The sequence below is a fragment of the Paraburkholderia sp. RL17-381-BIF-C genome (genome assembly GCF_046026435.1).
GTDB lineage: Bacteria > Pseudomonadota > Gammaproteobacteria > Burkholderiales > Burkholderiaceae > Paraburkholderia.
The window spans coordinates 231,773-245,691 of the sequence record NZ_JARESX010000001.1 but is presented as its reverse complement, the minus strand read 5'-3'; the positions used below and the strand labels follow the sequence as shown (position 1 = coordinate 245,691).

The 13,919-nt window shown below is 63.9% G+C and carries 9 protein-coding genes and 2 riboswitches; of the genes, 1 reads left to right on the top strand and 8 read right to left on the bottom strand.

The features are described 5' to 3' along the window. Positions 1–52 precede the first annotated feature (52 nt). The 8 genes from P0D70_RS01140 to P0D70_RS01105 all read right to left on the bottom strand — a co-directional run bounded on the left by P0D70_RS01140 (position 53) and on the right by P0D70_RS01105 (position 11,443). Positions 53–1,783: a thiamine pyrophosphate-binding protein gene (locus P0D70_RS01140; RefSeq protein ID WP_408181687.1), complete on the bottom strand. Its 1,731-nt coding sequence runs from the start codon at positions 1,781–1,783 to the stop codon at positions 53–55. Between the two features lie 215 nt (positions 1,784–1,998). Then, positions 1,999–3,387 carry an L-serine ammonia-lyase gene (locus P0D70_RS01135; RefSeq protein ID WP_408181684.1) on the bottom strand — a complete coding sequence of 463 codons (1,389 nt, stop codon included), beginning with the start codon at positions 3,385–3,387 and terminating at the stop codon, positions 1,999–2,001. A gap of 29 nt (positions 3,388–3,416) precedes the next feature. Further along, positions 3,417–4,526: an alginate lyase family protein gene (locus P0D70_RS01130; RefSeq protein ID WP_408181681.1), complete on the bottom strand. Its 1,110-nt coding sequence runs from the start codon at positions 4,524–4,526 to the stop codon at positions 3,417–3,419. A 159-nt stretch (positions 4,527–4,685) separates the two neighbouring features. Next, entirely contained in the window at positions 4,686–7,622 is a 2,937-nt protein-coding gene (gene gcvP / locus P0D70_RS01125) for an aminomethyl-transferring glycine dehydrogenase (RefSeq protein WP_408181679.1), read from the bottom strand. Positions 7,623–7,695: 73 nt separating this feature from the next. Continuing rightward, a complete protein-coding gene (gene gcvH, locus P0D70_RS01120) occupies positions 7,696–8,076 on the bottom strand; it encodes a glycine cleavage system protein GcvH (protein ID WP_408181677.1) in 381 nt (126 codons plus the stop codon). 144 nt (positions 8,077–8,220) lie between these two features. After that, the gene (gene gcvT / locus P0D70_RS01115) at positions 8,221–9,339 is read right to left on the bottom strand and encodes a glycine cleavage system aminomethyltransferase GcvT (RefSeq protein ID WP_091797898.1); all 1,119 of its coding nucleotides are present in this window, start codon (positions 9,337–9,339) and stop codon (positions 8,221–8,223) included. Between the two features lie 80 nt (positions 9,340–9,419). Beyond that, a riboswitch (glycine riboswitch) is annotated at positions 9,420–9,574 on the bottom strand. 43 nt (positions 9,575–9,617) lie between these two features. Then, a riboswitch (glycine riboswitch) is annotated at positions 9,618–9,700 on the bottom strand. Between the two features lie 147 nt (positions 9,701–9,847). After that, on the bottom strand, positions 9,848–10,198 hold the full coding sequence (locus P0D70_RS01110) for a YdgH/BhsA/McbA family protein (RefSeq protein WP_091797901.1): 351 nt from the start codon (positions 10,196–10,198) through the stop codon (positions 9,848–9,850). A gap of 195 nt (positions 10,199–10,393) precedes the next feature. Then, on the bottom strand, positions 10,394–11,443 hold the full coding sequence (locus P0D70_RS01105; protein WP_408181674.1) for an oxidoreductase: 1,050 nt from the start codon (positions 11,441–11,443) through the stop codon (positions 10,394–10,396). 320 nt (positions 11,444–11,763) lie between these two features. On the opposite strand from P0D70_RS01105, the gene P0D70_RS01100 reads away from it, so the two are divergent. Next, a complete protein-coding gene (locus P0D70_RS01100; RefSeq protein ID WP_091800949.1) occupies positions 11,764–13,854 on the top strand; it encodes a UvrD-helicase domain-containing protein in 2,091 nt (696 codons plus the stop codon). Positions 13,855–13,919 lie beyond the last annotated feature (65 nt).

Below are 13,919 nucleotides of genomic sequence, written 5' to 3'. Positions count from 1 at the left end.
TCGCGCTCACCCTCACCCTTAAGCCAGATTCCCGTCAGTAACTAGCGAGCGCTTACGTCGATTCCCCCCGCAACTTCCTCCCCTGCTCGCGAATCTGCTCCAGCGTCGCCCCCGGCGTGCTCGCTTCCTGCGGCATACGAATTTCGATCACCGCGGCGCGCTTCACCTCCATCGCACGCATCAGCGCAGGCAGAAAATCTTCAGTCCGCTCCACCGTCTCGCCATGCGCGCCGAACGAGCGAGCGAACGCCGCGAAATCCGGATTGGTGAGTCCGGTGCCGTGCACGCGATTCGGATAATGCCGCTCCTGATGCATCCGGATCGTGCCGAACTGGCTGTTATTCACCACGATGAAAAGCACGTGCAGGTCATATTGCATCGCCGTCGCGAGTTCTTGCGCGGACATCATGAAGCAGCCGTCGCCAGCCAGCGCGACGACAGCGCGTTGCGGATACATCGACTTCGCCGCGATCGCCGCCGGCACGCCATAACCCATCGCGCCGCTCGTCGGCGCGAGTTGCGAACGGAAATGGCGATACGAGAAGTGCCGATGCAGCCACGTCGCGTAATTGCCCGCGCCGTTGGTGAGAATCGCGTCGTCCGGTAGATGCGCGCGCAACTGCTGGATCACTTCGCCCATCTGCACGTCGCCGGGAATCTGGCGCGGTTTGCGCCAGTCGAGATACGCCTGATGCGCCTCGCTCGCGGCGCCGGACCAGGCAAGTTGCTCGGACGAAGGCTCCAACTCCGCAAGCATTGCCGCCAGCTCCGGCATGCCGGAGACGATCGGCAGATCCGCCGCATACACGCGTCCCAACTCCTCCGCGCCTTGATGCACATGCACGAGCGTCTGCTTCGTTTTTGGAATGTCGAGCAGCGTGTAGCCGTTCGTCGTCGCTTCGCCTAAACGAGGTCCGATCGCGAGCAATACGTCGGCGTCGCGGATACGTTGCGCGAGCGCAGGATTGATGCCGAGGCCGACATCGCCGGCATAGTTGGGATGCTCGTTGTCGAGCGTGTCCTGATAGCGGAACGCGAGGCCGACCGGCAGTTGCCAATTCTCGACGAAGCGTTGAAAGTCCGCGCACGCAGCAGGCGTCCAGCCGCTGCCGCCCGCGATCACCATCGGCCGTTGTGCGCCTTCGAGCAACGCGCGCAATTTCTCGATCTGCGCCGCCGAAGGTGACGCCGCGACGCGTTGATACGCCGGCGCCCCTGCTACGGCGTCGCATGCGTCGCTCAACACGTCTTCCGGCAGCGACAATACGACGGGACCAGGCCGTCCGGACGTCGCTGTGTGAAACGCATGGCTCAGATACTCGGGAATGCGTTTGGGATCGTCGATTTGCGCGACCCATTTCGCCATCTGACCGAACATGCGCCGATAGTCGATCTCCTGAAACGCCTCGCGGTCGAGATGCTCGCGTGCGCATTGGCCGATCAGCAGGATCATCGGCGTGGAATCCTGAAACGCGGTGTGCACGCCGATCGACGCGTGCGTGGCGCCCGGCCCGCGCGTGACCAGCGCGACGCCGGGCCGGCCTGTCAATTTGCCGACGGCCTCGGCCATATTCGCCGCGGCCGCTTCGTGACGGCACACGATGGTCTGGATCTGTTCGGTTTCGTCGTGCAGCGAATCCAGCACGGCGAGAAAGCTTTCGCCGGGGACGCAGAAAACACGTTCGACACCGTGCGTCAGCAAAGCATCGACGACAAGACGCGCGCCGGTGGTTTGAACGGCGGAGGAACCGGAAACTGAAACGGGAGCATTCGGCTGCGACATTGCGATGAAGCCTCCAGGCAGTGCATGAGTGCGATGTGAGAATGCAAGCATCGACCGGACGCTGGCCGATGTGGCGCTTCGACAGCTTACGCCGCCAGCGCCTGCGCTGTCACGGCGCAGCGCAACCGCAGCGCTCGCGCATGGCGCGCCGCGCAAATAAAAACGCGGGCCCGGGAGCCCGCGTGATTGCCGTCATGCGCAATGAAGCGCGGAACTCAACACTCGACGATATTCACCGCCAGGCCGCCGCGCGACGTTTCCTTGTACTTGGTCTTCATATCCGCGCCGGTTTCACGCATGGTTTTGATCACCGAATCGAGCGACACATAATGGCTGCCGTCGCCGCGCAACGCCATGCGCGCCGCATTGACCGCTTTCACCGATGCCATCGCATTGCGCTCGATACACGGAATCTGCACCATGCCGCCGACCGGATCGCACGTCAGGCCGAGGTTGTGTTCCATGCCGATTTCCGCGGCGTTCTCGACCTGCCGGGGCGTGCCGCCCATGACCGCGGCGAGTGCGCCCGCCGCCATCGAACAGGCGACGCCCACTTCACCCTGGCAACCCACTTCGGCGCCGGAAATCGACGCGTTCAGCTTGTACAGAATGCCGATCGCCGCCGCGGTCATCAGGAAGTCGATCACGCCTTGCTGATTCGAGCCGGGCATGAAGCGCGTGTAGTAATGCAGCACTGCCGGGATGATGCCGGCCGCGCCGTTGGTCGGCGCGGTGACCACACGTCCGCCGGCGGCGTTTTCTTCGTTGACGGCGATCGCATAGAGATTGATCCAGTCGACCATGGAAAGCGGATCGCGCAGCGCCAGTTCAGGATTGCCCGACAGCGCGCGATACAGCTGCGGCGCACGGCGCTTCACCTGGAACGGGCCGGGCAAGTTACCGTCGGCGTCCGGGTTGTTGATGCCACAACCGCGTGCGACACACGCTTGCATTACGTCCCAGATCTTCAGCAGGCCGGTGCGCGTTTCTTCTTCCGTATGCCAGACGCGCTCGTTTTCCCACATTAACTGAGCGATGCTTTTGCCAGTCGATTCGCACAGCGCAAGCAACTCGTTGCCGCTGCGAAACGAGTGCGGCAATTGATCGACGGCGCTCAGCACTTTCGTGTTCGGCGCACCCGCCGTCACCACGAAACCGCCGCCCACCGACAGATAGGTCGACTCGCGCAACGTCTCACCCTGCGCATCGTAAGCGCGCAGCTTGAGACCGTTCGGATGCTCGGGCAGCGCCTGGCGATAAAACGCAATCTGATCTTTCTGCACGAACGGCACCTCGTGCGTGCCGAGCAGCGCCAGCTTGCGGGACACGCGCACGTTGTCGAGCCGCTCGGCGATCGTGTCCGGGTTCACGGTGTCGGGCGCATCGCCCATCAGGCCGAGCATCACGCCGCGATCGGTGCCGTGCCCCTTGCCTGTCGCGCCGAGCGAGCCATACAGCTCCACCTTCACCGATGCGGTCGCAGCAAGCAGCCCATCGCGTTCAAGCCCTTGAGCGAACATCAGCGCCGCGCGCATCGGCCCGACCGTATGCGAACTGGACGGACCAATGCCGATTTTGAAGAGATCGAACACGCTGACTGCCATTTACTGCTCCCTGCTGATAGATGGTTGGTTCATCGCGCCGGCAGCGGCAAACACACGGCGAGCCAGGCAGGCGGCGTGGGTGCGAGCTGTAGCGCGATCGGCGTATAGCGCCCGTCGAGGCGTGCCGCCAGGTGAAACAGTTCGGTCGCGTTCTTCGGGTCCCACTGACCCGAATAGCCGGGCAAGCCGGCTTCGCGACGTTTTGCATCGAACGGAACGCTCGAATGCACGAATTCTTCGTGGGTCTTGTTGCCGGCCGCGTATGGCGCGAGCCAGTTCAGCGCGGCTTCCAGCGAAGCGCCGTCCGTGCCCTTCTCCGGCAGCCAGTTGCGGTTATGGCGGCGCGCGGCGAGTGCCGCGGTCACGAGCGGCTGCAGATCGTAGGTGACGTAATGCAGCGCGTCGCGCTCGCTGAAATCGACCGTCGAACCATCCGGTTCGATGTTGTCGCCGATATGCTCGACGAACAAACGCTGGGCCGCGTTGATCATCTTGCGGTTATCGAGCGTGAACGCGGCCATGGCGATCAGTTTGACCCGATGGCTCTGCCAGTTGTTTTTGAACGTGCCTTTGAGCGGCCGCGGCTGCGCGTCGATTTGCCCGATATAGCCGGTCGCGAGTTTCGTGAGAAACGTCATCGACGCATTGCGCGTCTTAACCGGCAACGCGCTCGCTGTCATGTCGTACGCGAGAATCAGCCCTTCGAAGCGGGTTTCGTCGATGGGATTGAAGCTTGGTTGATACGTCGTGACCCACGCGAACAGCAGGCGGTCGACGAGCTTCAGATACCGGTCGTCGCTGGTGGCGCGCCAGGCGAGCGCGGCGTCGCGCATCAGATCGAGATCCTGCTCCGCTTCGACGCTCTGGTCGTAAATGCCTTCGTGCGGCAGCGTGCCTTCGGTATGCAGTTTCGCCAGCGCATGCGGCTGGTCGTTCAGATGGGCCTGCACGTTGCTCACCAGCGCTTTCACGCCGGGATCGGCGTTCGTGCGTTCACTGGTTTGCAACGCGGGCGCCGCACAGAAATTCATCGCGGCCTGCGCTTGCGCCAGCGGCAGCAGCACGGCCGCGCCTGCCAGCAACAGTGTGCAGGTTTGCCGCCACGTGGGGGCTCGCCCTGGTTCGGTCCGGCTTTGCATCGATCGCACCTTTCGCGCCATGCGAAACTCCTCGTTAGGCTGATTCGGTGTGTGATGTTAGCCGTTTGCGGCCAGGAGCGACAGAGAACTCAGGAGAGAACCGCGCAGCGCCCTGCCGCCTCTTTTCGAGACAGCGGGCGCTGCGCGGCAGCGGTCCGCTTACTCGTAGTCGGCGATCGGCACGCAGGAGCAGAACAGATTGCGGTCGCCGTACACGTTGTCCGCGCGGCCGACCGGCGGCCAATACTTCTTCGCGATCAGCGTGGGCAGCGGATACGCTGCGGTTTCGCGCGCATACACGTGCTTCCAATCGTTCGCGATGACCACCGCCGCCGTGTGCGGCGCGTGCTTCAGCGGATTGTCCTCGCGGTCCGAGCGGCCCTCTTCGACTGCGCGGATTTCCTCGCGGATCGCGATCATCGCTTCGATGAAACGGTCGAGTTCTTCCTTCGATTCCGATTCGGTCGGCTCGACCATCAGCGTGCCCGGCACCGGGAAGCTCATGGTCGGCGCATGGAAGCCGTAGTCGGCGAGACGCTTGGCGACGTCGTCGACGGTGATGCCGCTGGTTTCCTTGATCGGACGCAGATCGAGAATGCACTCGTGCGCGACCAGTCCGCCCGGGCCCGAATACAGCACCGGATAGTGCGGCGCGAGTTTCTTCGCGACGTAGTTCGCGTTGAGGATCGCGGTTTCGGTCGCGGCGGTGAGGTTCTTCGCGCCCATCATCGCGATATACATCCACGAGATCGGCAGGATCGACGCCGAGCCGTACGGTGCGCCGGACACTGCGCCAATGCCGTTCGGCGCGCGTTCATAGCCCGACGAGATCTGGTTCGGCAGGAACTGCGCGAGGTGCGCGCCGACCGCGACAGGACCGACGCCGGGTCCGCCGCCGCCGTGCGGAATGCAGAACGTCTTGTGCAGGTTCAGGTGCGACACGTCGCCGCCGAACTGGCCCGGCGCGGTGAGGCCGACCATGGCGTTCATGTTCGCGCCGTCCACGTAGACCTGGCCGCCGTGCGCGTGCACGATCTCGCAGATTTCACGCACGTTCTGCTCGAACACGCCGTGCGTGGACGGGTACGTGATCATGATCGCCGCGAGTTTGTCGGCGTGCTGATCGGCCTTCTTCTTCAGGTCTTCGATATCGACGTTGCCTTGCGCGTCGCAGGCAACCACGACTACCTGCATGCCTGCCATCTGTGCCGACGCCGGGTTGGTGCCGTGCGCCGAAGCGGGAATCAGGCAGACATTGCGATGGGCTTCGCCGCGCGAGGCGTGGTAGGCGTGGATGATCAGGAGGCCCGCGTACTCACCTTGCGAGCCGGCGTTCGGCTGCAGCGACACGGCGGCGTATCCGGTGGCGGCGACCAGCATTTCTTCGAGCTGATCGATCATTTCGCGGTAGCCGACGGTTTGCTCCGCCGGTGCGAACGGATGGATCTGGCCGAATTCCGGCCACGTGACCGGCAGCATTTCCGAAGTCGCGTTCAGCTTCATCGTGCACGAACCGAGCGGGATCATCGAGCGATCGAGCGCAAGGTCCTTGTCGGACAGGCTGCGCAGATAGCGCAGCATTTCCGTTTCCGAATGATGACGGTTGAACACGTGGTGCGTGAGGTACGCGCTGGTGCGTTCGAGCGCGGCCGGCACGGATGCGGTGTTCGATGCGGCCAGTTTTGCGTCGAGCGTGTCGACTTGCGGAATGTCTTTCGCGCCCGCGGCTTGCGCGAACACTTCGAGCAGATCGGCCAGATCGCGGCGCGAGGTGGTTTCGTCGATCGACAGGCCGACTTGCGTATCGCTCACGCGGCGCAGGTTGATGCGCTTCGCAATCGCTGCGTCATGCAGCGCTTGCGTGCGTGCGCCGGTTTCGAAGGTGAGCGTGTCGAAGAAGGTTTCGTTGACGAGCGTATAGCCGAGTTGCTTCGCGCCTTCGGCCAGCAACGCGGCGATCCGGTTCACGCGCAGCGCGATCGTCTTCAGGCCGTGCGGGCCGTGATAGACGGCGTACATGCTGGCCATGATCGCGAGCAGCGCTTGCGCGGTACACACGTTCGAGGTGGCCTTCTCGCGACGGATATGTTGTTCGCGCGTTTGCAGCGCGAGACGCAGCGCGGGGTTGCCTTGTGCGTCGACGGTCACGCCGACGAGGCGGCCCGGCATCTGACGCTTGAATTCGTCGCGCACAGCGAGGTAAGCCGCATGCGGGCCGCCGAAGCCGACCGGCACGCCAAAGCGCTGCGTATTGCCCACGGCCACGTCCGCGCCCCATTCGCCCGGCGGCGTGAGCACGGTCAGCGCGAGCAGGTCGGCGGCGACCACCACGTGGCCGCCCGCTGCATGGATCGCTTCGGCGAGCGCGCGATAGTCGCGCACGTCGCCGTTCACGCCCGGGTATTGCAGCAGCACGCCGAACGCATTCGCGTTCGCCGCTTCCGCAGCCGGGCCCACTTTCACTTCGATGCCGACCGGCGTGGCGCGCGTCTTCACCACTTCGATGGTTTGCGGCAGCACGTCGTCGGCCACGAAGAACACGTTCGACTTCGGCTTGCCGATGCGCTGCAGCAGCGTCATCGCTTCAGCGGCGGCGGTTGCTTCGTCGAGCAACGACGCATTCGAGATCGCCAGACCCGTCAAGTCAACGATCATCTGCTGGAAGTTCAGCAGCGCTTCCAGACGGCCTTGCGAGATTTCCGGCTGATACGGCGTGTACGCGGTGTACCACGCCGGATTTTCCAGCACGTTACGCAGGATCACCGTCGGCGTGTGCGCGTTGTAATAGCCCTGCCCGATATACGAGCGGAACACCTGGTTCTTGTCCGCGAGTTCACGCAGCGCGGCGAGCGCTTCGGCTTCGCTTTTCGGTTGCGCGAAGGGGCCGAGCGGCAGCGTTTCGGTGCGGCGGATCGTCTTCGGAATGACGGCGTCGATCAGCGCGGCGCGCGACGCGAAGCCGAGGGCTTCGAGCATCGCGTGCTGGTCGGCCGCATCCGGGCCGATGTGCCGTTCGGCGAAGGCGTCATGCACTTCGAGCGCGGCGAGCGAGAGAGGAGTGCGGTTCATCAGACGATCCGGGTGTTCGAGCTTCATGGGTGTTCCTGGCGGTGCGGCTATCTCTGCGCGAGGGACGCGCCGCACCAATCGGGTTAAACGTAAAGGTGAATCAGGCGCCGATCGACTTGCTGTACGCGTCGGCGTCGATCAGACGGTCTTGCGTGGCGTCCGCGGCCGGCTTGATCTTGAAGAGCCAGCTTTCGTACGGCGCGGTGTTGACCGAATCCGGGGTGTCGGCCACGGCCGTGTTCGCTTCGATGATTTCGCCCGAGACCGGCGCGTAGATATCGGAAGCGGCTTTCACCGATTCGATCACGGCGACGGTGTCGCCAGCGGTCACGGTTTTGCCCAGTTCCTGGACTTCGAAGAAGACGATATCGCCGAGCGCTTCCTGCGCGTGGTCGGTGATGCCGACCGTCAGCGTGCCGTCCGCTTCGGTGCGGACCCACTCGTGCGATTCGGTGTATTTCAGATCGGCCGGGATGCTCATCGGATGCTCCTATGCGGTGTGATTCGGTAATGACTTAAAGGGCCCCCAAACCTGTCGCTTCGCGCCAGGTTCCCCCGAGGGGAACAAGAAAACTTGGGGCGGCCCGGCGTTTTCTTGTGAAGGTTTGCGCACGCGCCGGCTTGCTTAAACCGCGAGCACTTTGCCGTTGCGCACGAACGGCAGTTTTACCACGCTTGCGGGAACGTTCTTGTCACGAATTTGAACGTGAACGGTGTCGCCCGGCTGCACGCCTTTCGGCACGCGCGCAAAGGCGATCGATTCCTGCATGGTCGGGGAAAACGTGCCGCTGGTGATTTCGCCTTCGCCTTGCGGCGTGACGACTTTCTGATGAGCACGCAGCACGCCTGCTGCCTTGCCGTTGTCCTTCAGCAGGATCAGGCCGACGAACGCGGCCTGCGATCCGTCCGCTTCCAGCTTGCCCTTGCCGACGAAGTCGCGCGGCGAGGTGAGGTCGACCGTCCAGGCGAGGCCGGCGTCGAGCGGCGAGACGTTGTCGTCCATGTCCTGGCCGTACAGGTTCATGCCGGCTTCGAGGCGCAGTGTGTCGCGCGCACCGAGTCCGGCCGGGCGCACGCCTTGCGCCTGCAGCGCGTTCCACAGCGCTTCGACGTGATCTGCGGGGACGATGATTTCGAAGCCGTCTTCGCCGGTATAGCCCGTACGGGCTACGGTCAATTCGCCGAACGGCGTGTCTTCGATGCGGGCGGCGTTGAACGGCTTCAGCGCTTCGGTGGCGGCGCGCGCGGCCGGCACGGTTTGCCAGACTTTTTCGCGAGCATTCGGGCCTTGCACGGCGACGATCGCGTAGTCGCGGCGCGGCGTGATGGTCAGGCCGAAGCTGCCTTCGGCGTTGAGCTGGCCGAACCAGGCGATGTCTTTATCGGCGGTGCCGGCGTTAACGACCACGCGGAAGTGATCTTCGCCGAAGTAATAGACGATCAGGTCGTCGATCACGCCGCCGTTCGGGTTCAGCAGACAGGAGTACAGCGCGCGGCCGGGCGTTTGCAGCTTGGCGACGTTATTGGCCAGCGCATATTCGAAGAAGGCGCGCACGCGCTCGCCGGTGAAATCGACGACGCACATGTGCGAGACGTCGAACATGCCGGCGTCGGTGCGCACGGCGCGGTGTTCGTCGATCTGCGAGCCGTAGTTGACGGGCATGTCCCAGCCGCCAAAATCGACCATGCGGGCATTGAGCGCACGATGGGTGGCGTTGAGCGGGGTGTGTTTGAGTTCGGTCATGGGGCCTCGGGCATCTCGCGAAACAAAAAAGGCCATGCGGCGCTACGCCTCGCGGCCTTTTAGCTGCGAGCGATGCGTTGCATGGCCCCTCTGTCCTCGATACCTGAGAGATTGCGTTGCCGTGAGAATGTGAATTCGTCACGGTGAAACGCGCGCCCCTTCGGTGGGCAGCCTGCCAGATCCGCTCGATTTATAACGACGCAGACGGCTACTGCCGCTCTCCAGAGTGCGAAAAACCGGTGCGTCGAGCTTGATTCAACGCGGGTTCTTCGACGCGGTCGGTCCTTTTGCCTGAGAGTTTGCGGGTGTGCCCCTTCGGCGGCGCGGCCTGCGGTTTCCTGCGGCCAGCGCGCTCTCCCGACGCGTGCGGCGAATGTACGCGAGGGCCGGGGGCTTGTCAAATCTAGGCCCGCGAGCGGCACGGCGGTTGACGCGGCGTCTTGCCCTCGCCAAAAAAGCGCGGGACGCGATGCCCGCGCTTGCACTGCTTCGGCGCCTGAGCGCGCGATTATTCGCCGATGGCGTGTGCCGCGTTGTCCAGTTCCTGATTCAGCACGCGCTGTTCGTCGCTGGACAGGCCACCGCCGTGTTGCGCGGCCATGTCATGCGCTTCCTGACGGATCACATCGAGACGATGGTGCAGCGCGCCGCCTTGCGGAGGCGGGTAATAGCCCTGATTCACGCGATTGTCGATACGGCGGCTGAGATTCTCGATGCGGCCGTCGACCTGGCGCAGGCGCTGATCCGCGATCTGCTGCGGGTTGGGGCGCGGTGCCGGCGCGGGTTGAGGCGTCACCACACAGGCGGCGAGCGAACTGAGCAGGGCGCACGCGGCGAGCGCGCGGATAGTACGGGGCATGAACTCTCCGGAAGTCATAGTCGTTTTGTCTTGCTACTTGGGTAGCAACGGCTGACTGCCGGAGCGCGCTGACCGGCGGCGCGTTCTTATTTGTAACGTTATGTTCCTTTCGGGCCTGTCAGGATCGTGGCCCGCGCGGGAGGCGGCAAGTGCCATTTTAGGTACACAAGGCGTTTCGACGCGCGGGCAAACAGTTCAGCGAACGCGCTCGAACGGCAGCCGGACGCCTTCTTCCGAGCTACGGGCGGCGAGTTCGATAATTGTCATTACGTCCACAGCGTCCTGAGCGCTGACCGGGAACTTCACGCCGTTCTGGATGGCGTCGGCCACGGCGATATAGAAGCCAACGTAATCTCCATTACGCGTCGGCAGCTCGCGCTCGACTTCCTGATCGCCTTCCAGTACGCGCAGCAACCCGGCCGCATTGCCCGCGCCGAAGCCTTCGTCGCCGGGCCGCAGGCCGGCTTTCAATTGATCTTCCTGCGTGTCGAGCCCGGTTTTCACATAGCTGCCGCGCGTGCCGTGGATCGAGAAGCGCGGCGCGACCAGCGCGGTCAACGCGCTGGCGTGCAACACCACTTCGAACTCACTGTAGCCGAGCTGGATATGCACGTAGTCCGGTGCGCTGGCATTGTCGCGATGCGTGCGCACGGTGGCCGACACGCTCTGCGGCGTGCCGAACAGGGCCAACGCCTGGTCGACCAGATGCGGCCCCAGGTCCAGCAGCAGACCGCCGCCTCGCGACGCTTCTTCACGCCAACGCTGTCGCACCTCCGGCCGGAAACGGTCGAAATGCGATTCGTATTGCGTGATCCGTCCCAATTCGCCGCTCGCGAGCAGGTCGCGCACGGTCAGAAAATCACCGTCCCAGCGACGGTTGTGAAACGGCATGAAGAGCTTGCAGCGGGCGAGTGCGATGTTGGCCAGCGTGCGGGCGTCGGCGGCATTCAGCGTGACCGGCTTGTCGACCACCACGTGTTTGCCCGCTTCCAGCGTGCGCCGCGCCAGCTCGAAGTGCGTGTCGTTCGGCGTGGCGATCACGACGCAGTCGATGTCGTCGAGCGCGAGCAGCGCGTCGAGGTCGGCCACCACCTTCGTGTGCGGATAGTCGGCGAGCGCGCGCTCGGGCTGGCTCGTGGCGATGGCCGCAACGCTCGCGCGGCCGCAGTGCGCGATTACCGGCGCGTGAAAGGTCGCGCCGGCGAAACCGTAACCCATCAATCCAATCTTCAGCGATGCGGACATGCGTGTCTTCCTGCAAAAACGGCGCGCCGCTTTGCCACCGTGGCGGCGGCGCGCACCACCGCAATTGTGGCATGTCCTGAAGGTGGATCGTCAGCGTCGTGGTGGTACTGGCGGCCGTCATGGGGCGCGGGCATCGGTTGCGTACATCCGTGTTAACATCGCTCCTCTTGCGCGTTTGCGAAGCGGGCCAGAACACCCTCCGCACCGTGCGGGGCGCCTGTTCCGGCACGGCGCCGCGCAGCATGCCCCCGGGCCTTCGGCCGGCGTTTCGCCACCGCGCCCTCAACCGCCGCTTTAACCGCATCACCCATCCACAGACGATGTCCGCAGGCCTGAACCCCGCTCAAAATGAAGCGGTCCGTTATCTCGACGGTCCGTGTCTCGTGCTCGCCGGCGCAGGCAGCGGCAAGACGCGCGTGATCACGCAGAAAATCGCGCATCTGATCGAGGCCAAGGGCTTCGAGCCGCGCCATATCGCCGCCGTCACGTTTACGAACAAGGCCGCGCTGGAAATGCGCGAGCGCGTGGGCAAGCTGCTCGAGGGCAAGACGCTCACCACGCCCGGCAAGGAAGGCCGCAAAGTGCCCGTCAACCAGTTGACGGTCTGCACCTTCCACTCGCTCGGTGTGCAGATTCTGCGGCAGGAAGCGGAACACGTCGGCCTGAAGCCGCAGTTCTCGATCATGGATTCGGACGACTGCTTCGGCATGATCCAGGAACAGGTCGGCTCGACGGACAAGGGTTTCATCCGCAAGATCCAGTCGATCATCTCGCTGTGGAAGAACGGCATGATCATGCCCGAGCAGGCGATCGCCATTGCCGCGAACGAGGACGAGCATCAGGCCGCGATCGTCTATCGCAATTACGTGGCGACGCTGCATGCCTATCAGGCGGTGGATTTCGACGATCTGATCCGCCTGCCCGCCGAACTGTTCGAGAAGAACGAACAGGTGCGCGACCGCTGGCAGAACAAGCTGCGCTATCTGCTGATCGACGAGTATCAGGACACCAACGCCTGTCAGTATGAACTGGTGAAACTGCTGGCCGGCAAGCGCGCGGCGTTCACGGCGGTCGGCGACGACGATCAGGCCATTTACGGCTGGCGCGGCGCGACGCTCGAAAATCTCGGGCAGCTGAGCAAGGATTTTCCGAAGCTGCATCTGATCAAGCTGGAGCAGAACTACCGCTCGACGGTGCGGATTCTGACGGCCGCGAACAACGTGATCGCGAACAATCCAAAGCTGTTCGAAAAGAAGCTGTGGTCCGAACACGGCATGGGCGACACGATCACCGTCACGCCGTGCAACGACGAAGAACACGAGGCCGAGTCCGTGGTGTTCCGTTTGTCGGCGCACAAGTTCGAGCGGCGCGCGAATTTCCGCGACTACGCGATCCTGTATCGCGGCAATTTCCAGGCGCGCATCTTCGAACAGGTGTTGCGGCGTGAGCGGATTCCGTATGTGCTGTCCGGCGGCCAATCGTTCTTCGACAAGGCCGAGATCAAGGACATCTGCGCCTATCTGCGTCTGATCGCCAACGCGAACGACGACCCGGCGTTCATCCGCGCGATCACCACGCCGCGCCGCGGCGTCGGCAATACCACGCTCGAGGCGCTCGGCTCGTTCGCAGGACAGGCCAAGGTGTCGCTGTTCGAAGCGGTGTACATGGGCGGCATCGAGGCGCGTCTGTCGCCGCGGCAGATCGAACCGATGCGCGTGTTCTGCGACTTCATGCAGCGCCTCACCGACCGCGCCGAGAAAGACGCCGCCGGCACGCTGCTCGACGAACTGATGGACGCCATCCACTACGAAGCCTATCTGTACGACGCGTTCGACGAACGTCAGGCGCAGTCCAAGTGGCAGAACGTGCTTGAGTTCATGGAGTGGCTGAAGCGCAAAGGCACCAAGGCTGAGCCGACGGGCGCCGCGGCCGACGAAGCCACCGGCTACGACACCGCCGACGGTCTCGGCGACACTGGCAAGAATCTGCTCGGTCTGATCCAGACCGTCGCGCTCATGTCGATGCTCGAAGGCCGCGAGGAAGATCCCGACGCGGTGCGGCTCTCAACGGTGCATGCGTCGAAGGGCCTGGAGTATCCGCACGTGTTTCTGGTTGGTGTCGAAGAAGGCATCATGCCGCATCGCGGCGGTCCCGACGACGAGCCGATCGACGACGCGCGCATCGAAGAAGAGCGCCGGCTGATGTACGTCGCGATCACGCGTGCGCAGCGCAGTTTGCATCTGAACTGGTGCAAGAAGCGCAAGCGCGCGCGAGAAACGGTGGTGTGCGAGCCGTCGCGCTTCATTCCCGAAATGTTGCTCGACGACGCTCCCCCGCCGACGCCCGAAGAAGCGCCTATGTCGCCGAAAGACCGGCTTGCCAGTTTGAAGGCGCTGTTGCAGAAGCCTTGAGGGAGTGTCGCGAATACCGAGGCAAAAGACGCGCGTTCAGCGCGCGTGAGTGAGTGTCGAAATCG

What these genes read in the sequence shown, in the direction of transcription:
- P0D70_RS01140 (WP_408181687.1), bottom strand. Translation starts at nt 1,783, where the DNA reads ATGTCGCAGCCGAATGCTCCCGTTTCAGTTTCCGGTTCCTCCGCCGTT.
- P0D70_RS01135 (WP_408181684.1), bottom strand. Translation starts at nt 3,387, where the DNA reads ATGGCAGTCAGCGTGTTCGATCTCTTCAAAATCGGCATTGGTCCGTCC.
- P0D70_RS01130 (WP_408181681.1), bottom strand. Translation starts at nt 4,526, where the DNA reads ATGCAAAGCCGGACCGAACCAGGGCGAGCCCCCACGTGGCGGCAAACC.
- gcvP (WP_408181679.1), bottom strand. Translation starts at nt 7,622, where the DNA reads ATGAAGCTCGAACACCCGGATCGTCTGATGAACCGCACTCCTCTCTCG.
- gcvH (WP_408181677.1), bottom strand. Translation starts at nt 8,076, where the DNA reads ATGAGCATCCCGGCCGATCTGAAATACACCGAATCGCACGAGTGGGTC.
- gcvT (WP_091797898.1), bottom strand. Translation starts at nt 9,339, where the DNA reads ATGACCGAACTCAAACACACCCCGCTCAACGCCACCCATCGTGCGCTC.
- P0D70_RS01110 (WP_091797901.1), bottom strand. Translation starts at nt 10,198, where the DNA reads ATGCCCCGTACTATCCGCGCGCTCGCCGCGTGCGCCCTGCTCAGTTCG.
- P0D70_RS01105 (WP_408181674.1), bottom strand. Translation starts at nt 11,443, where the DNA reads ATGTCCGCATCGCTGAAGATTGGATTGATGGGTTACGGTTTCGCCGGC.
- P0D70_RS01100 (WP_091800949.1), top strand. Translation starts at nt 11,764, where the DNA reads ATGTCCGCAGGCCTGAACCCCGCTCAAAATGAAGCGGTCCGTTATCTC.